General features: G+C 61.0%; 28 protein-coding genes and 1 tRNA gene. 8 read left to right on the top strand and 21 right to left on the bottom strand.

Annotation, left to right across the window (positions count from 1 at the left end):
• Position 1: 1 nt before the first annotated feature.
• The 13 genes from HMPREF1022_RS07525 to HMPREF1022_RS18100 form a co-directional block, all read right to left on the bottom strand.
• Complete coding sequence (locus HMPREF1022_RS07525) at positions 2-346, bottom strand: hypothetical protein (RefSeq protein ID WP_009302632.1); 345 nt, start codon at positions 344-346, stop codon at positions 2-4.
• Complete coding sequence (locus HMPREF1022_RS07520) at positions 325-609, bottom strand: hypothetical protein (RefSeq protein WP_009302631.1); 285 nt, start codon at positions 607-609, stop codon at positions 325-327. The genes HMPREF1022_RS07525 and HMPREF1022_RS07520 overlap by 22 nt, the downstream gene beginning before the upstream one ends.
• Positions 610-737: 128 nt before the next feature.
• Positions 738-1,274 carry a hypothetical protein gene (locus tag HMPREF1022_RS16565; protein WP_009302630.1) on the bottom strand — a complete coding sequence of 179 codons (537 nt, stop codon included), beginning with the start codon at positions 1,272-1,274 and terminating at the stop codon, positions 738-740.
• Positions 1,274-1,900, bottom strand: coding sequence for a glycoside hydrolase family 108 protein (locus HMPREF1022_RS07510; RefSeq protein WP_009302629.1), 627 nt, complete (start codon positions 1,898-1,900; stop codon positions 1,274-1,276). Before HMPREF1022_RS07510 ends, HMPREF1022_RS16565 begins: the two co-directional genes overlap by 1 nt.
• A gap of 8 nt (positions 1,901-1,908) precedes the next feature.
• Positions 1,909-2,874, bottom strand: coding sequence for a hypothetical protein (locus HMPREF1022_RS07505; RefSeq protein ID WP_009302628.1), 966 nt, complete (start codon positions 2,872-2,874; stop codon positions 1,909-1,911).
• Positions 2,875-2,998: 124 nt separating this feature from the next.
• Positions 2,999-3,379 (bottom strand): hypothetical protein, encoded by a 381-nt coding sequence (locus HMPREF1022_RS07500; protein ID WP_009302627.1) that lies wholly within the window; start codon positions 3,377-3,379, stop codon positions 2,999-3,001.
• Positions 3,380-3,381: 2 nt separating this feature from the next.
• The gene (sppA, locus tag HMPREF1022_RS07495) at positions 3,382-4,890 is read right to left on the bottom strand and encodes a signal peptide peptidase SppA (protein ID WP_009302626.1); all 1,509 of its coding nucleotides are present in this window, start codon (positions 4,888-4,890) and stop codon (positions 3,382-3,384) included.
• On the bottom strand, positions 4,887-6,536 hold the full coding sequence (locus HMPREF1022_RS07490) for a phage portal protein (protein WP_009302625.1): 1,650 nt from the start codon (positions 6,534-6,536) through the stop codon (positions 4,887-4,889). Before HMPREF1022_RS07490 ends, sppA begins: the two co-directional genes overlap by 4 nt.
• A complete protein-coding gene (locus HMPREF1022_RS07485; RefSeq protein WP_009302624.1) occupies positions 6,536-6,784 on the bottom strand; it encodes a DUF6148 family protein in 249 nt (82 codons plus the stop codon). Before HMPREF1022_RS07485 ends, HMPREF1022_RS07490 begins: the two co-directional genes overlap by 1 nt.
• 262 nt (positions 6,785-7,046) lie before the next feature.
• Entirely contained in the window at positions 7,047-7,826 is a 780-nt protein-coding gene (locus HMPREF1022_RS16560; protein WP_009302623.1) for a BRO-N domain-containing protein, read from the bottom strand.
• Between the two features lie 136 nt (positions 7,827-7,962).
• Entirely contained in the window at positions 7,963-8,178 is a 216-nt protein-coding gene (locus HMPREF1022_RS07475) for a hypothetical protein (protein WP_009302622.1), read from the bottom strand.
• Positions 8,171-8,377 carry a hypothetical protein gene (locus tag HMPREF1022_RS07470; RefSeq protein WP_009302621.1) on the bottom strand — a complete coding sequence of 69 codons (207 nt, stop codon included), beginning with the start codon at positions 8,375-8,377 and terminating at the stop codon, positions 8,171-8,173. Before HMPREF1022_RS07470 ends, HMPREF1022_RS07475 begins: the two co-directional genes overlap by 8 nt.
• Positions 8,370-8,624, bottom strand: coding sequence for a hypothetical protein (locus HMPREF1022_RS18100; protein ID WP_009302620.1), 255 nt, complete (start codon positions 8,622-8,624; stop codon positions 8,370-8,372). Before HMPREF1022_RS18100 ends, HMPREF1022_RS07470 begins: the two co-directional genes overlap by 8 nt.
• Before the next feature lie 315 nt (positions 8,625-8,939).
• Between HMPREF1022_RS18100 and HMPREF1022_RS07465 the strand changes: the two genes are divergently transcribed.
• The 6 genes from HMPREF1022_RS07465 to HMPREF1022_RS07450 all read left to right on the top strand — a co-directional run bounded on the left by HMPREF1022_RS07465 (position 8,940) and on the right by HMPREF1022_RS07450 (position 13,184).
• On the top strand, positions 8,940-9,503 hold the full coding sequence (locus HMPREF1022_RS07465; RefSeq protein WP_009302619.1) for a hypothetical protein: 564 nt from the start codon (positions 8,940-8,942) through the stop codon (positions 9,501-9,503).
• Complete coding sequence (locus tag HMPREF1022_RS18095) at positions 9,463-9,615, top strand: hypothetical protein (RefSeq protein WP_156802900.1); 153 nt, start codon at positions 9,463-9,465, stop codon at positions 9,613-9,615. Before HMPREF1022_RS07465 ends, HMPREF1022_RS18095 begins: the two co-directional genes overlap by 41 nt.
• Before the next feature lie 17 nt (positions 9,616-9,632).
• Positions 9,633-10,406 carry a hypothetical protein gene (locus tag HMPREF1022_RS18090; RefSeq protein ID WP_009302618.1) on the top strand — a complete coding sequence of 258 codons (774 nt, stop codon included), beginning with the start codon at positions 9,633-9,635 and terminating at the stop codon, positions 10,404-10,406.
• 704 nt (positions 10,407-11,110) lie between these two features.
• The gene (locus HMPREF1022_RS07460) at positions 11,111-12,382 is read left to right on the top strand and encodes an SEL1-like repeat protein (RefSeq protein WP_156802899.1); all 1,272 of its coding nucleotides are present in this window, start codon (positions 11,111-11,113) and stop codon (positions 12,380-12,382) included.
• Positions 12,383-12,491: 109 nt separating this feature from the next.
• On the top strand, positions 12,492-12,854 hold the full coding sequence (locus tag HMPREF1022_RS07455) for a type II toxin-antitoxin system RelE/ParE family toxin (protein WP_009302615.1): 363 nt from the start codon (positions 12,492-12,494) through the stop codon (positions 12,852-12,854).
• 9 nt (positions 12,855-12,863) lie between these two features.
• A complete protein-coding gene (locus HMPREF1022_RS07450; protein WP_009302614.1) occupies positions 12,864-13,184 on the top strand; it encodes a helix-turn-helix domain-containing protein in 321 nt (106 codons plus the stop codon).
• A gap of 33 nt (positions 13,185-13,217) precedes the next feature.
• Here HMPREF1022_RS07450 and HMPREF1022_RS07445 read toward each other — a convergent pair whose 3' ends face one another.
• The 8 genes from HMPREF1022_RS07445 to HMPREF1022_RS07410 all read right to left on the bottom strand — a co-directional run bounded on the left by HMPREF1022_RS07445 (position 13,218) and on the right by HMPREF1022_RS07410 (position 21,800).
• The gene (locus HMPREF1022_RS07445; protein ID WP_009302613.1) at positions 13,218-13,439 is read right to left on the bottom strand and encodes a helix-turn-helix domain-containing protein; all 222 of its coding nucleotides are present in this window, start codon (positions 13,437-13,439) and stop codon (positions 13,218-13,220) included.
• A gap of 9 nt (positions 13,440-13,448) precedes the next feature.
• Positions 13,449-15,392, bottom strand: coding sequence for a terminase gpA endonuclease subunit (locus HMPREF1022_RS07440; RefSeq protein WP_009302612.1), 1,944 nt, complete (start codon positions 15,390-15,392; stop codon positions 13,449-13,451).
• The gene (locus HMPREF1022_RS07435) at positions 15,392-16,153 is read right to left on the bottom strand and encodes a hypothetical protein (RefSeq protein WP_009302611.1); all 762 of its coding nucleotides are present in this window, start codon (positions 16,151-16,153) and stop codon (positions 15,392-15,394) included. The genes HMPREF1022_RS07440 and HMPREF1022_RS07435 overlap by 1 nt, the downstream gene beginning before the upstream one ends.
• The gene (locus HMPREF1022_RS07430) at positions 16,146-17,513 is read right to left on the bottom strand and encodes a DNA modification methylase (protein WP_009302610.1); all 1,368 of its coding nucleotides are present in this window, start codon (positions 17,511-17,513) and stop codon (positions 16,146-16,148) included. Before HMPREF1022_RS07430 ends, HMPREF1022_RS07435 begins: the two co-directional genes overlap by 8 nt.
• A complete protein-coding gene (locus HMPREF1022_RS07425; RefSeq protein ID WP_009302609.1) occupies positions 17,506-17,856 on the bottom strand; it encodes a DUF1937 family protein in 351 nt (116 codons plus the stop codon). The genes HMPREF1022_RS07430 and HMPREF1022_RS07425 overlap by 8 nt, the downstream gene beginning before the upstream one ends.
• Positions 17,846-19,288, bottom strand: a complete 1,443-nt coding sequence (locus tag HMPREF1022_RS07420) for a primase-helicase zinc-binding domain-containing protein (protein ID WP_009302608.1) — start codon at positions 19,286-19,288, stop codon at positions 17,846-17,848. The genes HMPREF1022_RS07425 and HMPREF1022_RS07420 overlap by 11 nt, the downstream gene beginning before the upstream one ends.
• A 251-nt stretch (positions 19,289-19,539) precedes the next feature.
• Positions 19,540-21,126: a DNA primase family protein gene (locus HMPREF1022_RS07415; RefSeq protein WP_009302607.1), complete on the bottom strand. Its 1,587-nt coding sequence runs from the start codon at positions 21,124-21,126 to the stop codon at positions 19,540-19,542.
• Positions 21,127-21,724: 598 nt separating this feature from the next.
• Positions 21,725-21,800 (bottom strand) — tRNA-Phe (locus HMPREF1022_RS07410).
• A 134-nt stretch (positions 21,801-21,934) separates the two neighbouring features.
• Here HMPREF1022_RS07410 and HMPREF1022_RS07405 point away from each other — a divergent pair.
• Positions 21,935-23,311 carry a chloride channel protein gene (locus HMPREF1022_RS07405; RefSeq protein ID WP_009302605.1) on the top strand — a complete coding sequence of 459 codons (1,377 nt, stop codon included), beginning with the start codon at positions 21,935-21,937 and terminating at the stop codon, positions 23,309-23,311.
• Positions 23,312-23,320: 9 nt separating this feature from the next.
• Complete coding sequence (locus HMPREF1022_RS07400) at positions 23,321-23,863, top strand: hypothetical protein (protein WP_008683255.1); 543 nt, start codon at positions 23,321-23,323, stop codon at positions 23,861-23,863.
• Positions 23,864-23,873: the final 10 nt, after the last annotated feature.

Raw genomic sequence — 23,873 nt, 5'->3', positions numbered from 1 at the left:
TTTACGCGTAAGCCCGGCTGACCCGGAGGATCAGCATGCCCGCTTCCACGCGCACGCTGTTGTCCTCCGGCTCCACCACCCAGGACTCGCCGTCGATGTCCACCTGCTGCTCCGGCACGGGCCGCGCCCGCAGACTGTCGGCCAGGTAGAGGGTCCGGACGTGTTCCTCCAGGCCCAGGCTGCCCGCGTCGCTGAAGCCGCCGCTGGCCTGGGAGGCGCGGGAACCATGGCCGTCGTCGATGATGGCGGTCACGGGCTCCCCGTTGAACAGGATCTCCTGTCCGAATTCGGACAGATCCATGAACACGGCCCCCACGTCGTCGATTATGTCGTCTTGGAAGGACATTCCCGGTTCCATCCTGTCAGCTTCAATTCGGTTTCCAGGCGGACGATGCGCTCCGCATGGTCCGCGCTGCTCTCTTCCAGGGCGTCCAGACGCTTGTGCGCCCGGAGCACCGCCGCCTTGGAGGCATAGATTTCCGCCAGTTTTTCAATAGCCTTGGCCAATTGCTCGTGCTGGGCCTTGTGCCCTTTCCACCATTCGCGGAAGCAGAACAGGCCGAAGGCCATCAGCAGGGAGTTGAGCCCCAGAAGGATTTCCATGGTCATGGCCGGGCCTTCCTTCCCCGCTTTGTGCGGGCGTTCATGCGGCCGGAAGCGGGTTCCGCCCGCGCCCGGACTTCGCTGTCAGCGCGGCGCGCCGCGCTACGGCGTCGCCCAAGGTAATGGTTCACGGCTCAGTCCCCGGGGTTGGGCGTGGATTTGTACAGCAGACGGCTGGCGTCGTCCGAGCCCTTGGAGGAACCGAAATAGTAAGCGATGACCGTGTCCGCCTTGGCCGAGGCATAGCCCACCACGCCGCCGATGAGCGCGATCTGCGCCGCGTCCATGCCGGTCAGGCGAGCTTGGAACACCATCCAGACACAGGCCACAAACGCGCCCAGGGCCACTGCGGCCAACAGGCGCGGGGTCCAGGAATCGCCGGTGGCGGATTCCCTCCGCCGGGCGCTCTGGCGGTCGGCCACGGCAATCCGGGCCAGATCCACGTCCAACTCTTTCATTGTGGCCGTGAAATCCATCTCGGCCCGCTTCACCGCCACCAGTTGCTCGGGCGTGGCCCGAAGAACGGCCTGCGCCACATCCTCTTCGCCGGCACCGTCGCCCAGGCCCAGAGCCTTGCCGATGGCCGCCACGCCCAGCCCGGCCAGCGGCCCGCCCAGAGCGGTGGCCAGGGCCGGGGCCACCGTGCCGACAATATCCTTCCACCCGGCCATCAGGCCGCTCCTTCTGCCGGGTCGCAGTGGGTGCGGGTCAGCCACCCGTCCACGAATTTTCGCTTCGCGGCATTGACGGCCGCTACCTCGATGTAGTGCCCTCCCTGCAGGCAGTTCAGGGCGTGCACCACGGCGGCGTCACTGGCGCGCCGGTCCAGCACCCTGGCCAGGGCGGCCAACGTCTTCGGACCCACGGCGCCGTCCACCACGAGATCGACAAACAGGGCGGCACCGGAGCGCTTGTCGAAGTTCATGGCGTTGCACAGGCGCTGGAGCAGCTTGCCCGCGCCAGAGCGCCCCAGGTTGACCGCCTGCTCGAACAGTTCGTCGGCCACCGGCTGGGAAAAGGCGGCCAGGCCCATGCGATCCCACCATTCCCGGCGATACCAGTCGCTGACCATGTCCGAGAGGCCCGGCAGCGCGGCCAGATGCCGGGAAAAGGCCAACGCGCCCCGGCTGTAGCTGCTGTGGGATTTGGCCGCGTCGATCACGGCCCAGCCGTCCCAGGACGGGAAGAAGGTGCGGGCGATGCCGGCATAGGTCTCGCCGCCCGGATCTCCCGACACGTTGCACCAGCCGCCTTCAAAGTTCTTCAGGGGCGCATACGCTTTCAGAAAATCAGCCATGGTGCCCCCTACTCGCCCGCTGACGCGGTCACGCCGGTCAGGATATAGCCCGCGCCGGTGAACTGGATGCATTCATCCGTATTCTGGCGCACCCGGTAGATGTCGCTGCGGGTCTGCTCCTCGCGGTACTGCTCGGTGGTCAACATGCCGGGCGAATCCTCTTCCCAAAGGAAGGTGCGGCCCAGGCAGGGCTCCTTCAGGTTCTGGCCGCCGCCGGAGATGCAGGCCAGCATGATCATGTCCGTGGGCCAGATGGTGGCGATTTCCTTGGGTCGGCGCTTGGCGGCCTTATTGTAGACGGCCCCGGCCACGATGATGGTGGGCACGCTGAAATACGCCTTCAGCTGCTCCATGCTCAGTTCGCCGCGGATGGCGTTGGGGTTGCTGTACTTGATGCGGTCCATGACCGCGTCGCACATGGAAATGTGCTTGAGCACGTCCTCGTCCATGATCAGGGCGTTGGGCTTGAGGCCCACCGAGAAACGGAAATAGTCCTTGGCCCTGTTCACGTCGGCCAGAGGATCGGCGTCGGCATAGCTGTTCCAGGCGTGCGCGACCGCAGCGTTTTTAAATGTGCCGGTATCCATGACCTTGGCTGCCACCCGGCGCTCCTGGGAGCGCAGCACCATAAGGGTGGCCCGCTGCACGGCCACGGTTTCGGCGTCAAAATAGCGGGCGAACAGGGCGGCCTCGGTGTCGTCGAGCGGCTCTTCCCAGCCGTTTTCCTTGCAGGTGTAGTCCTTGAAATCGAACTCCCAATCGCCCCGGGCGTAGGCCGTGCGCGGCGCGCGCTGGGTGTCGGCGGACTCGAGAATGGCTTCGGCAGGGATGACCGGGTACTGCGACGATTGCAGCACGGTGTTGAACCCGGGCAGGACCTGGTGGCCGATGAAACCCTGCGTGGCCGCGCCGAGACTGTACTCGTAGGCCAGCACCCCCAGGTCGGGGCGGATGATGGAATTTGTTCTGGGCATGAATTACGCTCCTTTGATGTGGGATGACGCTCGGTCCGCCGTCTTGGCGGACACTCGCTCTCGCTTGCCGCAAGCGCGGTTGCGGCAGCGCTCGCGCTGCGCGGCTGCCCGCGTCCTGCGGGCGTTATTCTCCGGGGACGGTTCCGGGAATCGGGTTGAACACGGGCATGATTTCCACCAGACCGCCGCTGGCGCCCGCCCGCAGGGCCATGCCCACCAGCGGCGCGCTGCCGGAATGCGGCGCCACGGCCCCGGCCTCGCCGGAACTGAGCAGCTGCCCCAGGGTGACGGTGGCCCCGCAGGCCACTTCCAGTGTGCCCGGCGTGTTCAGCAGACGCACGCCCACATGCTCGCCCGCCACGCGGGCGCCCACTTCGGTCACGCCCACCGGCACCTCGCCCTCGCCGCAGACCTCCAGGCCCGCAGCGGTCAGTTTGACCATGCAGTCCTGGGGAATGGGACCGGCGGCGATAAATGTTTTCCGCGAATTTTCATGGTAGGGCATGACTATTTCCTCCCCTTCTGCTGCGCGTCGATCCACGCCTGGTGTTCCTCGGGGTGGGCCGCGGCCATGGCCTGGATGGCCGCGCCGCGGCTGACCCCTGCGGTCTTGATGTGCGCCGCCACCAGCGCGTCGAAGTCCGGCGCGGCCTTATCTTCTTCGCCCAGAGCAACCAGGGGCGAGAGAGGCTTGCCCGCGGCGGCCGCTTTCAGGGCGTCCAAGGCTTCCTTCTGCGCGTCCCGCTTCGTATCGGCAGCGGGGGTTCCCCCCAGCACGCCCTGCAGAGAGGCCAGCACGTCCGGCGACACGCCGGAGGCCGCCACCACCTTCAGGCGGGATGCCGCTTCTTCGCCCAGCACGGCCCCGGCCAGAGCCAGGACCCGATTCTGTTCCGCCTTGGCCGCCTCGTCCCGGACGCTGTCCTGGACCTGCGCGGCTGCCGCCGCGGCGGATGCTTCCAGCTCGGCCCGCAGCTCCCGCACGGTGTCCGGATGTTGCGCTTTGAGTTCCGCAAGATTCATGACTGTCGACTCCTTGATGTGGCTGATGAACGCGGCCCGGGAGCAGACCCGGTCGATGAGCCCCGCCTTCAGGGCTTCGCCCGCGATGAAAATTCTGCCGTCCGCCATGGTCAGAGCCTTTTCCCGGCTGACTCCCCTGCCCCGCTCCACGGCCTGCAGGAACAGCTCGTAGGTATCGTCGATGCCGGACTGGAGGTAGGCGCGCATCTCGTCGGACAACGGCTCCACGGAATTGCCCGCGGCCTTGTAGTGCCCGGCGGCGATGACGGTGTATTTGATGCCGACTTCCTCCAGGGCTTTGGACATCTCGCGGTGCAGCATGACCACGCCGATGCTGCCCACTTCGGCCGTGGCCGGAGCCGCGATTTCCCTGGCGCCGCAGGACAGCCAGTAGGCCGCCGAAGCCATAAGCCCGTCCGCATAGGCATAGAGGGGCTTGCCCGCCCCCGCCGTGGTCACAGCGGCGGCCAGTTCCTCAATGCCGTCCACGGTGCCGCCGGGCGAATCCACATCCAGCAGGATGGCCCGCACGGCCGGATCAGCCTCGGCCTGCTGCAAGGCCGCGCCGATGCCGCGCATGGAGGCCAGCAGATCCATGCCGAAAAGACGAAGGCCGTTCTTGGTCAGGGCGCCGGTCACCGGCACGATGGCCACAGGGCCGTCTTTTACATACATCGGCTCACCCGCACGTCCTGTGCGGGATTCGCCCTCGCTCTGCTCTCGATTCCCGTAAGGGCTTGTGGACTCGCCCAACGGGAACGCTTCGCGCCTTTCGGTCGGTCTTGCCGCAAGCGTGGTTGCGGCTGCGCTCCGCTGCGCGGCTGCCGCCATCCCTGGCGGCACATCGGCTAAAGGTTGCAGGCTGTCCGCGCGACAATGAGCAGGCGACAAAGAAACCTTACGAATAGCGACAGCATCGACCAGGCTGGTCAGGGCGTCGGCCTTGATGGCCCACAGGCCGGAAAGAGAGGTCAGCAGACTGGCCAGGCTCATGCGTTGTCCTCCTCGGGATTTTCGGCTTCGTCGTCAGAAGCGTCGTCCCCATCGGCGGCGGGCTCATCCACGGGAGATGCGGGGGGCGGGGCCTGCGGCGGCTCCAGCCCCAGCGTTTTGATCAGGCGCTCTTCGCGCTGACGGGTCCTGGCCACGGTCTCGAAGTCCAGGCCCCGGGCATGGCAGATGGCCGTGCGGGTGTCGGTCAGGGAATCCAGGGCCAGCTGCTCCGCATTGCGCTCCTTCACGGGCTCGATCTGACCACGCGGGGGCCGGGTCCAGACGCAAGCCAGCCAGGCCCGGGCCATGGCCGGGGAGTCGTACAGGGACGGCGCGCCCGCGGGCACGGCCAGCATGCCGCGCAGCCAGGCTTCTTCCATGACCATGCCCCAGGTGGGGTCCAGATAGCCGCGCACATCCCATTCCTGATACAGGGCGTGCAGCTTCCAGACCTCCAGCAGAGCGGCGCGGGCGCTGCTGTAATTCGTCTTGGAAAAATCCTTGCTGACCATTTCGTAGGGCTGGCCGGTGGACGCGGCGGCGGCCCGCAGCACGCGCTCGTAAAAGGCGTCGAAGGTCGGGCCGGGCCGGGTGGAGGAAATGATGTGCGGCTTGTCGCCGGGGTTGCCCGTGGTCAACGTGCCGGGCTGCACCTGCAGGGCGTAGTCGCGCCCGCCCATGGCCTTGCCGCCGGAAAATCCGCCCCCGCCGGCCGCCCCCAGGACGTCCTGCGGCGTTTCAATAAACACCGTGAAGCTGGCCGCGATGAGCGCGCCCACCAGCTCATAGTCCACGTAGTCCGCGAGGTCGCGGAACTGCTTCATGGCAGGGGAAAGGATGGAAACACCGCGCGTCTGCTCGGGCATGCCGGAGTGATAGCGGTGGAAACAGGCGTAACGATGGCCCACCATGCGCGGCACGTAGATGAAATGCCGCGAGGTGAGCCCGGCCAGCGGCATATTGTCCGGCGGGTTGGCGATGAAGTATCCCTTGGGCCGGTTGTACGGCCCAAGGTGCACGCCGCCCCGGATGTCCGCCCGGTGCGTCAGGTCCCCGGGCGTGCGCAGCCGGGCCGGATGCAGGGGCTGAAGGGCCAGGCCGAAGGCCCGGCCCGGCTCCTCCAGCCACACGGGGAGGTGGAGGAACTCGCCCGTGATGAACATGCTGCGCTTGGATTCGTATTGCAGATCGTCGAAGTGCTGCGTGCCGCCGGCGTGCGCTTCCTTGCACCAGATCTTCCAGGCGGCCTCGGCCGAATCCGCGAATTCCTGGGCCTGCTCGTCGGTGATGCCCAGCGCCGTGGCGTCCGGATAGGACTGCGGCCGCAGGCCCGGCCCCACCACGTTGAGCGCCAGCGAATCCACGCAGCTGGCCGCGTGCCCGTCGTTGGCCGCCAGGCTCTCGGCCCGCTGCATGGTGTTGTCGATGGCCCGGGATTCGGACAGGCGTTGTTCGCGGCGCGGGTTCCAGCTCTGCAGCGTCCCTTCCTGGGACGCGGACAGGCGGCGCACGCCGGCCACCAGACCGGAGGCCATCTGCCCGGCCGCGGCCATGGCGTAACGGGCCTGCATGCGCCTGGCGCCCGCCACGGGCGAAACATAGTTGACCAGGCGGTCGATGAGGTTGGGCTGAATGTTCAGGCGCATCAGTATTCCCCCCTGCCGCCCCGGCCGGGCACCAGCTGGATGAAACGCGGGGAGGCCAGACCGGCCCGCTCGTCCTCCACCGTGGGCTGGGCGTTGAGCCAGTCCAGGGTGCTGCGGATTTCGGGCAGGTCGGCCCGGCGCAGGCGGCGTGTGCCGATGGTGTACTCCTGCCCGGCGGCGCACTTGAGCAGGGCCGTATTCCAGGCTTCAATCTGCTTGGTTTTCTGCTCGCGGGTGAAAACGGCCATGCTCAACTCCCGGCCTCGCAAAAACACGGGGCACTTTTGCGAGCATGTACACCGCCGGGGAAGGCATGTCAGTCCAGAGTGGACAGACTGGACAGAATGGAGACAGTTTTTTCAGGGGGTAAAACGCCCGTGAAGCCATACGGGGCGCGGCTTGCCGGGGTACGGCAATTGCGTGCGCAAAGCGGCTTTGAAAAAAAATTCGCCCGCGGTCGGGGAGACGGCCGCGGGCGAAGGTAACTGTCTGTTTTTTATATTTTTATGTTCAGATCAGGCACAGACCAAAGTAAACGCTCTTGCCGCCGCGCTTGCGCCGGGCAAAGCGGGTGGGCATGACCCGTCCGAAGATATGCTGGCTCGGCACGGGCTCACCGAACTTGCCGCACCACCAGGCCGTAAAAGCGTCATACAGCCTGGTGGCGTTGACGCGGCCGTGCTCATCCGTCCGGCACTTCTCCTCGGCAAACTGGACGATGCGCCGGGTTTCCTCGTCGTGAACGGGACGCGGCAAAGGCCCGGCAGCCAACATACGACAAATGTGGACAAAGCACTGCACGGCGAAATCCCAACCTTCTTCTTCCAAACTCGCGCAACGCAGGGCCGACTCCCAAACACGCAGGCGAATGCCCTGACGCAAGGAATATACCTCCGGCACATCCGGCATACCGGTACGTTCCCCACGCAACTTGTTCGCGTTCGGCATGGTATAGGTCCCGGTACGGCGCAGGGTGGGCAAGACTTCTCCGGCCAACCACTTCTGGAAGGACAGGGCCTTGGGTTTGTCCGAGCGACCGAGGAAAAAGTAGAGCCCCTGCTCGGAAAGCATAAGCATTTCCTGGATTCCCGAGGGGGTCAGAACGGATCTGACCCCCCGCCACTCCTCCGGTACATGTACAATGCAACTTTGCCCATTCCACTGATAATTCAATGCCAAGGCCACATCCTTGGCCACGAACCAGGGATTCCCCTCTTCGTCCAGCATGGAGCGCACAAGGTTCTCGCCAAAAACAAAAGGCACCAGATTCCGTTCAGTCTGCGTATTCATAAAAAACCCTCCACAGTTTTGCCCAAGCGTAAGCATATTTTCCCTAACATCGTCAAATAAAAAACGAATCAGGATATTTCACAGGACAATTTTTTTCCTGTTTGTCCTGCATGCATCCTGTCGCGCTCATTGACGATCACTCCAGCGACGGCAATTTCACTTTCACAGCGGGACATTGTGCAGTCACTTCGGCAAAGACCTGGAGAAGTTTGCGGTCCACATCCTCAATCAGCACCCAGAGCAGACGACTCTGCGCGGGCGATCCGCTCTGCCGCACCAACTCGGCATGGGCCATGAGCGGCGTCAGCAGATCCGTGGTGAGCATAGTGCCCAGGGAAACCGCGTTACGCATTGACCACCTCCGATTCCGGAGCACGGCTGCGGGCAGACAGCTCGTTATGGGCCTGATCGAATACGCTGCCGATGAGCACGGCCTCGCGCTCCGGATCATTGGCGCAGATCTTGCGGATGCGCCGGATGGAGGCCATGTAGGGATCGGCACAGTCGGCATAGTTCCAGACGGGGAAGCAGAGACGGGCGAGATTAGACATGGCGCCCTCCCGCTTCATGCACCATGCCGGACAGCGTGTCGCGTACCTGACGCAGGTCGGTCCAGGTGCCGGCAAGAATGCGGGCGGTGCCATTGGCCGGAGTCTCCGGCGCGCTGCCGCTCAGAAGAGAGAAGTAGCCCTGCAAAAGGGCAAGCCTGCCCATGACGTCTTCAATAAGCACGATAGAATGGCAGCACTGGCCAAGAGCCGGGCCGCGAACAGCAGAACGGGAAAGGGATTGAGACATAAGGCACCTCGTTGAGTTTCTTATTGCCTTTCTGCGGACGCAAAAAAGGCCGGGAGCTAAGAACCGTCAACGAACGGCGGGCGTATTCCCTGCGAACAGGTCTTGTATTAGCCCACTCCCGGCCTGAAAGCCGAAGGATACACCACCGCTTGTCAGGCGCGGGGGCGCAAAAAAAGCCACGCTCACGGGGTGACAGCCGTCGTTGAAGGTGTTCTTAGGCACCTGCAAAATTGCTTGCCAAAATGCACGGAGCGTGTCAAGGCTAATCTGAATTCCGTACATTTTATAAGGAAATTGATACGAGGGAGAAACATTATGCGACTGTACTTTGCCCAGAGCGTTATTGCTTCTTTGACTATCTGCGCGAGCCTGCTGTGTTCCGCCTGCGGCAGCAGTCAGCTTGACTTGGAGGGCAAAAGCCCCGAACAGGCAGCGGACGCTATCAAGGGACTGGATAAAAAAATTACCGAAGCGCGCCTGCAGCCGACTGTGCAGGGTCCCAGCGTTGTTTGGATTACATGGCTGGCCAACTCCGGACCGTCGCCCCTCCTTATGGAGCAGACCGACATCAAAACATTGTTGCAGAGTATCGCCCTGGCGAAAGGCAATGACAATATCGGCTGGGTGCTGCTCTTCCTCAATGAAACGGGCGTCGACCAGCTGGGCAACAAGAGCCCTGTTTTGGCCCTCAAGTTGGGATGGAACATGGAAACGCTGAAAAAAGTCAATTGGGATGGAGTTCAAAACTGGCAGTTGATCGATCTTGCGAGTATTGAAGGCGTTGGTCCCTTTGGTAAAAATGCTATTGACGCCTACTGCAAGGATGGCGCATCAAGCTATGGCAAAACTTTCTGCACGCGGGCGGGATGGCGCGGATGAAGATTGGGCGCATTCCACCTTCGGCCGCAAAATCCAGCAGGCCATCGACTTTAACGCCAAGGGCAAAAATATCGCCATCCTTGCCGAAGACGCCTGGGCTAACGCTCTCTAGTTGAAGAAGATAAGCAAATGAGTATCCCAAAAGTTTTAGTTGATACGTGTATTGTTTCCACTGGCCATGCCGATCCAGCCTGTTGGGTTCAGATAGATACTGATAGTCAGTTCTTTTCTAATAAGCTTATTGTATATATTATAAAAGAGAGAAAAAATATAACACTTGATACTCAAATAGATATTCAGGCAATCGGGAGAGCTGCTAGAAATAACGAAATATTTCTCTATGAATATCCAGAATTAGTCTGGGAGACATGGCTTGGATATCAAAGTTGGAGAAATAATGTATCTCCTTTGTACGCATTTCGAGATGTAAAATGGCATAATATTCCATCACCTATAGATCGATCTAAATTTTTTCAGTCATCAAATTGGGTAGAAGGAAAAGAAGTTGAGTTATTTATGGATTTTCTTTTAAAAACTGATCATATCAAATTACATTCTCTTATGCATAAATTAAATATATTTTCTGAGTTTGAAATTTCTTGTGCAAAGAATCTCCCAATATTTCAAGGGATGTGTTCAGATAAAGTTTTGGGAAGAAAAAGGGCACGAGACATTTATCATTTATGGGCAGCAGAATGCAATAATTTAGATTATTTTCTTACAGATGATAAAAAATTAATAAATGCTTATAAAAATGCGTTAAAAGATAAAAAAATAAATATTCACTGCAATCTTGTAGCCCCCAAAGAACTTATAGAAATACTTAATATTTCAACAGACGGCATAACAGTGCCAAATCCAGGAAATATGTTTCTTATGAATGGCTTAGAATATATTCCATGATACAATTTACGTTAAAAATGACTACAATATATATTGTAAACAGATATGTTTGACAGCGTCTACATATACCCTGAACCACCCTCAAAATGAATACCTACACCCCCGGCCGTCCCATTGACTGTCGGTCTGCTTTTAGCATACTGCATAACATTGTCCAGCAGTTGCAACAACATCACGAACTGCGGCGGATGCATCCTGCCGCCCACCCTACGGAAGAACAATGACCATGAGAGGCGAGACACAGTCGGACGCAACGCCGCATAAAAGAGCCTTCAGAATCTGGATATCCTATGCTCTGGCGGGACTGATCGGCGTCACAATCGGAGCGATACTCATCTTTTGCCTGGCTCCAGGGTTATTTACCTTCGAATCACGTTGCTATATCGCCTCGCATACAATCTCTGGCGTCGGACTGTCCTCCGCCAAGGTCGATCCCATATGGCACATGACAATCCGGAGTATGGTTGACAGTGCGGCACAACAGGCTGAAACCCGCCTCCGGGATCACTTCACAATGCTCCTCGCCATGGCAGGCATGGGCACGGCGGTCATTCTCGCTATCTTCAGTCTGTCCCAGGCTCGCCGGGAAGAGCAAGCCATCTCCGAAATGAAGGAACTCAGGACTGAAGCCAAAAACATACTGGCCGAAATCCGGCAATGCGGTGAAACAGCCCATACAGAGGTGGACAAAATCAAGGAAGGCTTTGAAAAGCTCAGGCGCTCGCCCGCAACCGGGCCCGAAGAAAAGCGGGAGGGCACATCCCGCGACAGTCAGTTTGGCGCCGAAGAGCAAAAATCGGAAAAAGACGGCAGTAGCGGGGAGGAGAATCAGGAGACGCCGGACGTCCTCTTTCCGCCCCCCCCTTCCTGCGTCCGAGGTCGAGCAGCCTGCTCCTACGGCAGGAACTCCCGAAGCATCCGTCCAGGTAAACCAGACAGATCTGAAACAGCTAGAGACTTTCGCCGCCCACGGCGATGCCGAAGCACAAGTTATTCTGGCACAGCTGTATAGAACAGGACAAGACATCGGACAGAACAAGGCTGAAGCGGCAAAGTTGTACAAAAAAGCGGCTGAAAAAGGTCACGCTATGGCACAGTTCAATCTAGGCGTGATGTATAACCAGGGTGATGGCATCGAACAGAACAAGGCTGAAGCGGCAAAGTTGTACAAAAAAGCGGCTGAACAAGGTCACGCTATGGCGCAGTTCAATCTAGGCGTGATGTATAGCCAGGGTGATGGCATCGAACAGAACAAGGCTGAAGCGACAAAGTGGTACAAAAAAGCGGCTGAACAAGGCCTTGCTAGGGCACAGTTCAATCTGGCTATAATGTATGACGAAGATGATGGCATCGAACAGAACAAGGCTGAAGCGGCAAAGTGGTACAAAAAAGCGGCTGAACAAGGCCTTGCTAGGGCACAGTTCAATTTAGGCGTAATGTATAGTCAGGGTGATGGCATCGAACAGAACAAGATTGAAGCGGAAAAATGGTACATAAAAGCGGCTGAACAAGGCCATATTAAGGCACAGTTCAATCTGGCCGTAATGTATAGTATAGGAGATGGAATCGAACAGGATAAGGCTGAAGCGGAAAAATGGTACATAAAAGCGGCTGAACAAGGCAATGCTAAGGCACAGTTTAATCTGGCCGTAATGTATGACAAAGGTGATGGCGTCAATCCGGACCAGCGGACGGCCGTATCCTGGTATCAGAAGGCTGCGGAACAGAGACATGCCCCGGCCGCCTTGGAAATGGCCAGCCGCTATTTCAATGGCAAAGGCGTGCCGGAGAATTATATCAAGGCATACGTTTTCCTTCTGCTGTACAAAGCCAGCAAGAGCGAAGATAAAAATGCTTCCCTAGCACAGAACCTGCAGCAATCTCTCGCCAACCTTCTGCCACCTGAACAGATTGCCGCTGCCCAGCGGGAAGCGACGGCCTTGTGGAACAAAATCGATAATACGCGCGACGATTAATATACCCCTGCCCTGTACGCGCGGCACCCTATGCCGCCCTTGACGTCCGACATTGTGTGACATATGTATATGTCACACAATGTCGGATACCTTTTTAAAAGGACCAGCCATGCGTTTTTTCAAACTCCGGGCCTTTGAGCGTTTCGCCACCAAAGAAGGCATCACGGACGAATCCCTGAAAGCCGTAGCCGCCCAAATGGAAGCGGGGCAAATTACGGCCAACCTGGGCGGATTCGTCTACAAGCAGCGGCTGGCCAGGCCAGGCGGCGGAAAGTCCGGCGGGTACAGGGTCATCCTCTACTACCGCCAGGGCGAGCGCGTATTCTTCGCCTTCGGATTCGCCAAATCCACCATGGCCAATATCCGCTCCAATGATCTGGCCATCTTCAAGGCGCAGGCCGACGTGCTCATGCACAGCCCGGACGACAAACTCAGGACGCTGCTGAAAAACGGCATCCTGATGGAATTTTAGGAGCATATCATGCCGAACAACTACAACAGCGAAATTGCCGAAGCCGTCCACAAGGACATGCAGGACATGCTCAAGCTCGGCGTTATCGACAAGCAGACCATGCGCACGTTTGACGAACTTTGTCTGGTGCCGGTCGAGCCCATGAGCGGGGAAGAAATCCGGAAGCTCCGGGAACGTGAGGGGGTATCCCAGCCCATACTCGCATGGCACCTGAACGTCAGCAAAAACCTGGTTTCTGATTGGGAACGCGGAGTACGGAACCCCGGAGGCGCGGCCCTGAAGCTGCTGAATCTGGTAAAAGCCCACGGACTGCAATCCATCAGCCTGTAAAAACACAAGGGAGGAAGCGATTCCTCCCCTTTTTTACGCCTCCGGATCCACCCGGCGACTGACCAGGTAGGCCTCGATACTGCTCACCGTCACCTGCAGGCCCTTGCGGTTGCCGATGCGGAAGGCCACCAGCCGTCCGGACGCCACCAGCTTGTATACCCAGGAATCCGTGCAGCCCAGGCGGGCGGCCGCTGTCTGCACATTGACCCGTGGCCCTTTGGCCCGGTCATGGGGAAGATTGGCGTTCCGGCCCATGGAGGTCTCCTAATACTCGCCCCGGCCTCGCAGGAAGCCGGGGCGGTTGCGTTGGGGCGCTTCCCGGCCCGGCAGCACGCGAGCGGGCAAAGGCGGCCGGGCGGACATGCCGGCCCGCAGATCCACGCCCCGGGCTTCCGGCCCGGTTGGCCGAACCAGCCGGGCCTGGGCCGCGGCCAAAAGCTCGCGTTCCACGATCATCTGAAAGCTGGGCAACCAAGCCCCGTCCACGCAGGCGCTGGCCATGACGGTACAGTCCAGATAGTGGTTGTTCCGATTTTTCCGCACCCAGGCCAGCTTGCCGTTACGGTCGCGCACCAGGGCCTCGGCGCAGATCTGCGCGGCAAAGGACTGGTCCGTCTCCCGGTGCAGGGTCATGGGTTGACGCGCATCGGGCTCCAGGCGGGCGAAGATAAGGCTCTTGAAATAGTAGGTATCCAACAGATAGAGCCAGAGGCCTCCGGGGATGCGGATCCGGGAGCTGGGCAGGCGGTCGATCATGGTGGCGCGCACCGGGGTATGCGACTCATGTGATGCCCCCTTGCAGGCAAACACCTTCCCGGCGCCATGACGGCGCACGTAGTTATAGACCTCCTCGGTGCGGGACACCACGTCATCCTTGCCGCGTGTACCGCCCGAGTCCATGCCCGCGCGCCAGAGGCCCAGGCTCTCTCCGCTCCTGGGAGAGTCGGGCTCAAAGTCGTAGCGGGTTTCATGCAGCAAGGCATGCACGGCATCCCACTCCGGCAGGCGGCCGTAGTCGATGAGCGCCGACGACAGGTCCGGCCGCCAGCCGTAGACCGTGTACCAGAAGCCGCGCTTCTGAACGTCCACCCCGGCGGTCAGGGCCACCACGTCGCCCGGCACTGTCCGGGCGGGCAGTTCCAGGTCCACCCGCTCCAGGACCCGGCTCTCCTCGGTCTCCATTTCCACAGCCTGATACGGCAGCGCCCACATCCCATTGACATACTGCTGTTTTACGGCCAGAGCGTCGGAGGCCTCGGCGCGCATTTTTTCGGCCATGATCTCCGACAATGAGACGTTCTTGGACAGGATGGCAGGCAGGTAGAATCCCACCTTGCGCGGATGGGGCACGGGCTCATCCGCCACCCACCGGCCCATGCCCACGGCCCGGTCGCGCAGATAGTCGGTCCAGGGGTAGTTACAGTGAGAGCACTTGTAGCGGGCCAGCTTGCGGCGCTCCACTTCCTTGGGGTCGCTGCACTTTTCCGCCAGCGCCAGGCCGGCCTCCTCGAGCTGGTTGTACTTCATGCAGGCCGGACAGCGCGCCTCAAAGTGACGCACCTCGTCGCACTCTTCCAGGGCCTGCACGATGCTGCATTCGTCGCCGCCGATGGGCTTGGACACGCGGAGTATCTTGCGTGTGCGGGAGTAGGATCTGGTGCGCTCAAGGAACTCGGCCACAGGTACGCCCTGCCCGGCAATCTGCTTGTACAGAGCCTCTTCATCCAGCATCAGGTCTTGGATTGAGATGGAGGCACGCTGCGACGGCGACTGCGCGCTGGCCAGAAACAGGGATGTGCTGTCCCGAAATGAAATCTGGGATGCCTTGACTTTGCGCAGCTCCGTCCTGGTGACAGGGCTGGCCTTGAACATAGGTAGAAGTTTGTTGGCCACCACCTTTCCCAGCGCGTCGTCGTCCTGCATGGCCAGCATGCGCGGCCCGGGGCGCCGGTCCACCGAGTAGGCCAGGGCCGCGTGCATGACCAGGGTCTTGCCGGTCTGAGCGGAACCGGAGACGTCCACCTCCTCCACGCCGGGCAAGGACCAGGTGTCCATGATCTCCACAAGGTACGGATTGACGTCCTTGCGGTAGCGGGCGCCGGCGTAGGGACCATCCTTGACGATCAGGTTGGATGCCGACCAGTCCGATAGAGAGACGTAAGGTCGCTTGCGGAAGATATGGCGTTCGCCGGGGGTGAAGCGGAACATCAGGCTTCTCCATCAGGCTCCAGGGGCAGCGCTTGATCGGGCAGCTCGTCGACGGCTGTGCCGAAGTCGCGGTCCGCCGCCCAGGCGTCCATCCAGTCGGCCGTGTTGTCATCCCACCAGCGCATCAGCTCGGGCAGTTTGCTTTCATCGCCGTGCACCAGGGCGATGATCTCGCTGGCCTTCCGGAAGCCGAAGGACCCAATCTCGGATTTGAAAAACAGCGCCCGGGCGGACAGCTCCTCCTCATGTGCAGCGCGGGGCATCAGCTCCCCTTGTTCTTTTGCCAGCTTCAGACGGGCGCGTTCAGCGGTATAACGTTTCAGTTCGGCGTCAGCGGTGAGGCGGCCCACGGTGGCGTCGGACAGGGCGCGGTTCTCGGCCTGGGCAATGGGATCCAGATGCGCGGCCGCGTAGCCCATCAGCGCGCCTTCCTCAAAATTGCCGTCCGCGTTCTTGGCCACCTTCCGGGCCTGCACATCGCGGTTGAACTGGCTCTTCGAGATTTTAAAACCTTGGTCGCGCAGAAATGCCGCAGCATCCAGCTGCGTTTTGAACACTCGCATGGATGTACCGCCTCCTTGTTGCAGTCGGGCCACTTCGTCGGCCACGGCCGCCTTCGCCTTCTTGAACGCGGCGATGTTGTCCTGGGTCGGGCTCTGTTTCATCAGTCGCTTGGTGTCTTCCTTGGCCCGGATCAGGAAAGCCAGATCGTTCTCGGCGCTCTTCTCGGCCAGCGCCAGCAGATCCAGATCGTCAGTCATGGGATGCCTCCAGGGCTTCGAGTTGCGGCAGAGCTTCGTAGGGGCGACCGGAGACGGCATGCACAGCGACCTTGCCGGTGTATTCCTGCCAGCGCAGGATGGTGCCGTCGACGTGGTGCGGATCCAGGTCCATGAGATTGCAGCGACGCCCCAAGCGCTCACCGGCGATCAGTGTGGTGCCGGAGCCGCCGCACAGGTCCGCCACCAGGCCGCCCCGGGGAGATGAGTTGGCCACCATTTTTTCCACCAGGGCCACGGGCTTCATAGTCGGGTGCTGCTTGGACTTCTGGGGCTTGGGCGCACTGACGATGGTCGAGGTCAACTCCTCCACCATGACGTCCTTGCCGCTGATCCGCAGGATGGAATCGCCGCAGGCCACCTGCCAGACATTGTCCGACACGCGGATGATGGGCACGCCCGCGAAGTGCTCGAACAGGGTGGTCTGCTTGCGGTCGCCGTACCAGGTGTGTTTGCCGGTGGGCTTCCAGCCGTAGAGGACGGGTTCGTGCTGCCAGTGGTAGTCGCTGCGGGAGAGTACCAGCTGGTTCTTGCGCCAGATGACCACGGCGGACAAATAGAAGCCCGCAGCATGGAACGCCTTGCGGAAGGCCATGCCGTCACCGGCCTCGGAGTGGGCCACGTAGATGGCCCCGCCGTCGCACAAGATGTCGGACGCGGAGATCATCAGGCGGCGCAGGAAGGCGTCAAACTGTTCCGGAGACATCCTATCGTTCTTGATTTTGCCCGCCTTGGCTTTGTAATCGACATTGTACGGCGGGTCGGTCCAGACCAGATCCGCCTGCTCCCCGGCCATCAGCGTGGCCACATCTGCTGGTTTGGTCGCATCGCCGCACATCAGTCGATGCATGCCCAACAGCCAGACATCTCCCAGGGCGCTGGTGGGCACCTCGGGCTCCTCGGGCACCGCGTCCGGATCTTTCTCGTTGTCGGCCACCGTGCCGGCCAGAAAGGCGTCCAGCTCCCGGTCGGAAAAACCGGTCAGAGACAGGTTGTCCAGCTCCAGGCGCAGTTCGGCCATTTCGGCCCGCAACGCTTCGTCGTTCCAGTCCGCCCAAGTTGCACTGCGGTTCACCAGCAGCCGGAAGGTCCGGACCTGCGTGGGGGTCAGATCGTCCTGCACCAGCACCGGCGCTTCGGTCATGCCCAGCTCGCGGGCAGCCTCCAGACGGATCTCGCCGTCGACCACTTCGCCGTCCGCAGTCACCAGCAACGGCACGCGAAAACCCCAGGTCCGCAGGGCCTCCACCATTTTCGGCAAGGCCGTATCCCGGTCCTTCAGCTGGCGGCCATACGAGTGCAGGTGTTCCAGGGGCCAGAGTTCAATACGCAGATCAGACATCGGCCTCCTCCAGAAAGTACACATGCAGTCCGAGTTCCTGGGCCTCCTTGATTTCCGTCAGCACACCTTCGCTCTCGTCCCAGCCGCCCAGGCACAAAACCCAAAGTTCCGTGGCCCAATGCTGCAGGAAGCTGAGATCGTAGTCCTTCCAGTGGACAAATCCCCACAGATGGTCCCTTGTGCCGGATAGCGACACGCCATTGACAATCGGACTGAATATGGCCCGACCATGCGTCAGATGAGCAGAAGTAAATTTCAAGGCAATCCGGTATCGATATTCGCGCACAGTCTGCTCGTCGCTGCTATACGGCGACGCCAGATAAATCCGCTGGTCACCACACATCGGGCACCTCCAGTCTGTAGTTTAAAAAATTTTTGGCCGTAATCAGATTTTCGGGATTGCGTGACAGCCAGTCCCATATGTCCCGCGAGCGATCCACCAGTTGCAGAAATGCGTCCACTTTTGCCCGATGCTTTGCCGCCCAGGCGTAATCGTAATCCCAGCTGAAACCGACGCAGTTGCCGCCCTCATCTTGGAACCGGGTATAGGTGATGGGGATCTCCTGCCACATGGCGTCCAGCTGCAGCACATCCGGCGGCGGCACGGGCCTTGCTTTTTCGCGCCCCTCCACCTGCAAGGGCATATCAGGCCGGGGTCCTGACGGCGTAGCCATCCGGAGCCCCGCAGGAATGCCTGCCTGAAGCCACAGGCGCAGGTCCTCGCCCGCGGCGAAGGCCTCGCCCGGGTCCTTACCTGTGGGCACCGGCCAGCGCTTGGCGCGGGGGAAGGTGGCCTCCCAGCGGGGCCAACCTTCAGCACCGGCCTTGTCCATGTCCAAGGCCACCAGGATGCAGAGCGCATCCTGCAGGCGGTCGAAAACGGTCCGCGAAAGGTTCCGGATATTGCTGGTCATGGATGCCACGCAGTGCACCAGATCTCCGGCCAGATGGTGCAGCAGGATGGCGTCCAGCTCGGACTCGGTGACCACCACGATTCCCCCGCCCTCATAGAGTGACGTGGTGCACGGCAGCCAGAGGACGTCCATGGCGGATCCGGGCACGACAAAATATTTCAATTTGGGGTTGAACTCTTCCCGGTCAGCATCGAGGCGGCGAATACGGACCCGATGCACCACGCTGGCACCAGCCGGGCCGGGAAGGATCTGCGGGATCACGATACCCCTGGGCAACCAGAGCCTCTTCGGCTTGCCGTCTTCCTTGGTCAGAGACGGCAGGCCCCAAACTTCCCGAGGGCGGATGATACTGTTGTTGCCCTTTTCGCCAGGGTTGTAGCCCAGCCGGTAACGTCGCACCGCTGCCGCATCGATACCGCGGGCGGCCAGCCAGGCCATCTGGGCCGGAGTATTGATCAAGTGCTCCGTGGCCCAAGCCACGAAAGCCGCGGCCCGGCCTTGCCAGACCGGTCGGTTCACGCCCTCCAGCTGGCCCAGATCTTTGGCCACGGGCTGGAAGGTTTCCGCCCGCCGGACCGGGGGCAGCGAGGGCGCCTTCAGGTTGGCCACCGGAGCCACGCCTACCCGCTTACAGGCATCGGCATAACTCATGCCTGCATAGTCCCGCAGGAACTGGATGCCGTCCCCCTTGGCCTCGCACTGGCGGCACCAGTAGTAGCCGCGCCCCTCCTGCTGCTCCGGCCAGATCTGGCAGCGATCCTTTCCTCCACAGCAGGGACAGGGAGACGCCCATTCCTTGGCGGTTTTTTTGACAGGGGTCAGGCCGTGCTCACGAAACAGGTCGGTGATATCGGCTGGCATGACCAAACCTCCAAAGGTCTTGAAAGGTCCTGTAAAATCTCCTGTCCATATCTTCCTGTTTTTTTTTATCTTTCAAGAAACAGGACAATAGGACGTAAACGCGGACACATGCACACAAATCGCTATAGCCGTTAACGCGTTGGCCCTTCCGGGGAGATGTCCTTTTGTCCTGACGCACCTATCCTAGCGGTATATAAAAACATCGGCGCAGGCCCTTCCTTTTGAAAATATCCTGGCAACGTCATAAGCTCCTAAGAGCCTGACTTCGGACGGAACTTCTCCCCTTCCTCGGAAATGGCCACGCCGAAGTAGTAGGTGTGGCCGCCCACTTTGCGGCGTTCAACCTTGGCCGACAGCTGGCGACCGAAAAGGTGCATAGAGGGCACGGTCTTTGCGGAGATGTAGCGCCTGTACCAGTTGTGATAGATTTCATAGACTTCCGTGGCATTAAGGCGATCCTCTGAAGTCGCGGTCTCCAGGCACTGACTGATAAAGAGCGCCATAGTGTCCTCTTCCACCCGGTATTCCGCCGTGGACTGCGTGATGCTGGGTGGCGGGATGAGGCCCTCCTTCTGGTACATGAGGCAGCCCCGCACCAGCCAGGCCAGAATGCCGGGCAGCTCCTCCTCCAGCTGTTTCTCCAGCTTGGGGTTCCGCTGCCGGTCGAACTCGCCGGTTGGCTGGTCCACAAAACGGAATGGAAAGTTGAGCAACTTAAGGCGCTCCCAGAACGCGGTGTCATGCGCGGGCGCCCTGGGGAGAAAGTTGGTCAGCAGGAACAGGGTGTGCGTGGGGCGGAATTCGGTGTTTTCTTTGTCCCAGAGATAGCGGCCGGTCAGGGAGTCGGAGCCGGAGAGCAGCTTGACTTGCGATGTGCTGAAGCGCCGGTTTTCGTTGGTCTCCGAGGCCCAGACGATGCGCAGGCCGTTAAGGTTCATGATGGTAGGCGACGCGCTGTCCGGGTCCTTGGGCACGTTGCGGTCCAGCAGCATCTCGGCTGGCACCGGCCCCATATAGGGACCCAGCACCTTTTTCAGCGTCTCCATGATGACGGTCTTGCCATTGCGGCCGCGGTCGCCATAGAGCATGAGGAACAAAGGCTCGGTCGACTGCCCGGTAATGGCGTAACCCAGCACCTTGTGCAGATAATCAATTACCCCCTCATACGCCCCTATGATTTCGGACAGGCTCTGTTCCCACATCGGCGCCGGTGTATCGAGCCCCTTCCATTCCACCGGGCAGGCCCGGCGCATATAATCGGACGGCCGCCCTGGGCGATGCTCTCCCGTGCGCAGATCAACCACTCCGTTAGTCACACCCAGCAGCCAGGGATCCACGTCCCAAATGTCCGGCTTGGTGATCAACGGGTCGACATTGGCCAGCGTAAATTTGATGCAGGCGTTCACACCGCGGGAGCTATTAAGATAAGAAGCTCTCTTGGTCAGGCGGTCTGCCGCAGCCCCCAGGCGAGCCGCCTGTTCGGTGTCACCAGCGTCACGGGCCTCCGTGGCCAGTTTGTCATAGTGCGCCGCGATCTCCCTGTACTTGACGCCCACCTCTTCAACGGACGCCTCCACCCGATGGATGTGCGTGGTCTCCCAGTGCTGGCCGGTCCAAGTGTACCAAGTTTTGATCTCCGGTACGTATACCAACTTACCACGGAACAGCGCGCTGTGCAGAATGCCGTCGCCCTTCTCGTTGAATTTGGAGCATCGGGAGACAAAGTCTGGCGTGACGGCCTCGGCGTCTGGCGATGATTGCTGTGCGGTTTCGTCTTGCACCTTGGCGGCCACCCGGGCGGCCATAGCGTCCAGAGGTGACTGGTCATTATCAGCCATGGCGCACCTCCAGGGGCACAGGCACTTCGGGGATCTGGAGCGCCGCACGTTGCTTCACCTTTGTCGCGCCGGAACGATCCCGGATTCCCAGGAAACAAAACCCACAAAATCCCCGAACTCTCGGGGCCGGCGTTCCGTCCCTCGCCCGAGGTCCTAGGAAGGACCCGCAGCCGCTCGGCCACTCGGCTGCCAACCAGGATGTTTTGCCCTGTCTTTTTTGGAAGGAGGGGTGCGGGGAGGGGAAGGCCGCGCCTCCCTGGAGATCGCCGGCTACGCCGGCGTGAAAGGAAGCGCCCGCTCCATAGCTTGGCTGACGGCCGTCGTAATGGCCACAGCCACGTCCTTGAGTGTCGGTGTGCGTGCCCTGGCGACGTGTGTCAGAATGGCCACAGGAATGTCGTTGAATGAGGGCCCAGGCGGGCGCTCCTGCCCAGATGCATGGCAGGAAGGGAAAGGCATAAGGGGAAACGCAAAGAGTGAAGCTTCGAACACTTACGTGTAGGCCACCACCACGAGCAAGGGACCATGAAGGGACCACAATACTGTAGAAACAGAAAAAGGACTCACGTTTATACAACGTAAGTCCTTGATTTCTATGTGGTGCCGAGGGACAGAATTGAACTGCCGACACGGGGATTTTCAGTCCCCTGCTCTACCAACTGAGCTACCTCGGCCCATGTGGAAAAGTCTTGTACCCGCTTGGCGCGGCTTTGGCAAGCCTTTTTTGGGGAAATTTCCCGCGAAAACTTGAATCTTGCGCATCTTCCGGCCATACTCGCGTTGTTTGCAGCCCAGCCAAGGAGTTCCCGTGCAATTTCGTGCCTCAGTCCCCCCGATTTTACGTGAAATGCAAGCCCTGCGCACCCTGGGCGTGTGGCGGCTCATGTTGCAGGCCCTGGTCACGGGCGGCATCACCGGCGCGGTGATCGGCCTGTTTCGCCAGACCTACACCCTGATCAACACGGCGGTTGTGGGCTATGTGCACGACCACAGCCTGTCCGACCCCCTGGTGGGCCTGAGCATCTTCGTGGCGCTGGTTCTGCTCGGCCTTCTGGCCTGGCAACTGCTACGGCATGAACCGCTGATCAGCGGCAGTGGCATCCCCCAGGTGGAGCTGACCGTGGCCGGGCATCTGCCCATGCGTTGGGTCACGGTCATCTGGGCCAAATTCGTGGGCACCCTGGTGTCCTTGAGCGGCGGGCTTTCCGTGGGCCGCGAAGGGCCCTGCATCCAGATGGGCGCGGCCGTGGGCTGCGGCGTGGGCCGCATCTGGCATGACGACAAGGCCCAGACCATGCCGCGCTATCTCATCGGCGGCAGCGTGGCCGGGCTCACGGCGGCCTTTGGCGCTCCGGCCGCCGGGCTCTGTTTCGCCTTTGAGGAAATGAAAACCGTGATCAGCGCGCCCATGCTGCTGTTTGCCGCGCTGGCCGCCGCCTCGGCCTGGTTTGTGATCGAAGTGCTCTTCGGCTTCGGGCGGGTTTTTCCCTTCCACAATACGGGCACGCTCTCCCTGCTGCAATGGTGGATCGTGCCCCTGCTGGGCGGCATGGTGGGCATGCTGGGCGCGGCCTACAACGCCATCCTGATCCGCCTGACCCACTGGGCCGACCGCAGCCCGCTGATGCCCCAGCCCGTGCGCGTGCTGGCCCCCTTTCTGATCAGCGGCCTGCTGCTCTACTTCTACCCCCAGGTGCTGGTGGGCTTTGGTCCGGGCGCGCTGGATCTGGAAGGCCTGGCCCTGCCGCTGGGCGCGCTCTTGCTGCTGCTGGCCGCCAAAATCCTGTTTTCCTGCGTGAGCTTCGCCTCTGGCGTGGCCGGCGGCCTGCTCATGCCTATGCTGCTCGGCGGCGCGTTGGCCGGCGGTTGCGCGGCCTCGGCCCTGCTCTCCCTGAACTGCATCGGCCCGGAACAGGGCGCCACCCTGCTTATTCTGTGCATGGCCGGGCTGTTTGCCTCCACGGTGCGCGCGCCGCTCACCGGCGCGGCCCTGCTGATCGAAATGACCGGCTCGCTGCACAACGCCCCGGCCATTGTGGTCACATCCTATCTGGCCGCCCTGACCGCCAACTGCCTGAATTCGCCGCCGGTCTACGACAGCCTGAAGCAGCGCGCCGTGGACCAGGAAAAAGCCCGGCAAGCCAAAATCGACCCGGCCGCCGGTGCTCCGGGCGCAACCACGTAGGGAGGATACGTGCGCCGCTTTTTCCTGCCGCTTTTGCTTTTATCGGCGCTCACGGCCTGCGAATCGAACACCTATCCGGAGAGCACGTGCGCCGATTTTACACGCCCGACTGCTCATATTCGGGAACTCTCCCCCGCGTTCCTTTGCTTCGACGGCTACGCCGCCCGCAAAACCGGCCAGGAAAGTCTGAATCCGGAATGGGTTGACGAGGCATTGAGCCAACTGCACAGGCAGTGCGAGACGCGCCCCCAGGCCAGGGTCATGGAGATCTGGATTGAACTCAAAAAAACCCTGATTGTACCAGGCCAAAGCTACACTATGACTACCCTTGCCTGCCACGAGCTTGTGCACGGAAGCGCCGGACGCCCTTGGGCCTCGGAGAAGGGCATAGCGCTCTGGCTGGTGGGTTATCTGCATGCCGGACGCGGCGCGGCGCCTTGGTTTGTCGAAGACATGGAGGCCGTCATCGACCGAAACGGACCGTTATTTGAGGCCTGCAAGAGGCGCCCACAGGATATGGTGCTAGATGTCATGCGGGAGCTGGCCCATTGAACGGGTCTAT

Source organism: Desulfovibrio sp. 6_1_46AFAA, assembly GCF_000224635.1.
Classification (GTDB): Bacteria; Desulfobacterota; Desulfovibrionia; order Desulfovibrionales; family Desulfovibrionaceae; genus Desulfovibrio; species Desulfovibrio fairfieldensis.
This window is presented reverse-complemented; position numbering and strand designations above follow the sequence as displayed.

Excerpts from the sequence above, each read along its gene's own strand:
- HMPREF1022_RS07435 (WP_009302611.1), bottom strand. The coding sequence starts at position 16,153 with ATGACTGACGATCTGGATCTGCTGGCGCTGGCCGAGAAGAGCGCCGAG.
- sppA (WP_009302626.1), bottom strand. The coding sequence starts at position 4,890 with ATGAGCCTGGCCAGTCTGCTGACCTCTCTTTCCGGCCTGTGGGCCATC.
- HMPREF1022_RS07470 (WP_009302621.1), bottom strand. The coding sequence starts at position 8,377 with ATGTCTAATCTCGCCCGTCTCTGCTTCCCCGTCTGGAACTATGCCGAC.
- HMPREF1022_RS07445 (WP_009302613.1), bottom strand. The coding sequence starts at position 13,439 with ATGGGCCGGAACGCCAATCTTCCCCATGACCGGGCCAAAGGGCCACGG.
- HMPREF1022_RS07505 (WP_009302628.1), bottom strand. The coding sequence starts at position 2,874 with ATGCCCAGAACAAATTCCATCATCCGCCCCGACCTGGGGGTGCTGGCC.
- HMPREF1022_RS07450 (WP_009302614.1), top strand. The coding sequence starts at position 12,864 with ATGCCGAACAACTACAACAGCGAAATTGCCGAAGCCGTCCACAAGGAC.
- HMPREF1022_RS07525 (WP_009302632.1), bottom strand. The coding sequence starts at position 346 with ATGTCCTTCCAAGACGACATAATCGACGACGTGGGGGCCGTGTTCATG.
- HMPREF1022_RS07455 (WP_009302615.1), top strand. The coding sequence starts at position 12,492 with ATGCGTTTTTTCAAACTCCGGGCCTTTGAGCGTTTCGCCACCAAAGAA.
- HMPREF1022_RS07490 (WP_009302625.1), bottom strand. The coding sequence starts at position 6,536 with ATGCGCCTGAACATTCAGCCCAACCTCATCGACCGCCTGGTCAACTAT.
- HMPREF1022_RS18090 (WP_009302618.1), top strand. The coding sequence starts at position 9,633 with ATGAGTATCCCAAAAGTTTTAGTTGATACGTGTATTGTTTCCACTGGC.
- HMPREF1022_RS07465 (WP_009302619.1), top strand. The coding sequence starts at position 8,940 with ATGCGACTGTACTTTGCCCAGAGCGTTATTGCTTCTTTGACTATCTGC.
- HMPREF1022_RS18100 (WP_009302620.1), bottom strand. The coding sequence starts at position 8,624 with ATGTCTCAATCCCTTTCCCGTTCTGCTGTTCGCGGCCCGGCTCTTGGC.
- HMPREF1022_RS07485 (WP_009302624.1), bottom strand. The coding sequence starts at position 6,784 with ATGGCCGTTTTCACCCGCGAGCAGAAAACCAAGCAGATTGAAGCCTGG.
- HMPREF1022_RS07415 (WP_009302607.1), bottom strand. The coding sequence starts at position 21,126 with ATGGCTGATAATGACCAGTCACCTCTGGACGCTATGGCCGCCCGGGTG.
- HMPREF1022_RS16560 (WP_009302623.1), bottom strand. The coding sequence starts at position 7,826 with ATGAATACGCAGACTGAACGGAATCTGGTGCCTTTTGTTTTTGGCGAG.
- HMPREF1022_RS07475 (WP_009302622.1), bottom strand. The coding sequence starts at position 8,178 with ATGCGTAACGCGGTTTCCCTGGGCACTATGCTCACCACGGATCTGCTG.
- HMPREF1022_RS07430 (WP_009302610.1), bottom strand. The coding sequence starts at position 17,513 with ATGTCTGATCTGCGTATTGAACTCTGGCCCCTGGAACACCTGCACTCG.
- HMPREF1022_RS07520 (WP_009302631.1), bottom strand. The coding sequence starts at position 609 with ATGACCATGGAAATCCTTCTGGGGCTCAACTCCCTGCTGATGGCCTTC.
- HMPREF1022_RS16565 (WP_009302630.1), bottom strand. The coding sequence starts at position 1,274 with ATGGCCGGGTGGAAGGATATTGTCGGCACGGTGGCCCCGGCCCTGGCC.
- HMPREF1022_RS07500 (WP_009302627.1), bottom strand. The coding sequence starts at position 3,379 with ATGCCCTACCATGAAAATTCGCGGAAAACATTTATCGCCGCCGGTCCC.
- HMPREF1022_RS18095 (WP_156802900.1), top strand. The coding sequence starts at position 9,463 with ATGGCAAAACTTTCTGCACGCGGGCGGGATGGCGCGGATGAAGATTGG.
- HMPREF1022_RS07425 (WP_009302609.1), bottom strand. The coding sequence starts at position 17,856 with ATGTGTGGTGACCAGCGGATTTATCTGGCGTCGCCGTATAGCAGCGAC.
- HMPREF1022_RS07420 (WP_009302608.1), bottom strand. The coding sequence starts at position 19,288 with ATGCCAGCCGATATCACCGACCTGTTTCGTGAGCACGGCCTGACCCCT.
- HMPREF1022_RS07510 (WP_009302629.1), bottom strand. The coding sequence starts at position 1,900 with ATGGCTGATTTTCTGAAAGCGTATGCGCCCCTGAAGAACTTTGAAGGC.
- HMPREF1022_RS07440 (WP_009302612.1), bottom strand. The coding sequence starts at position 15,392 with ATGTTCCGCTTCACCCCCGGCGAACGCCATATCTTCCGCAAGCGACCT.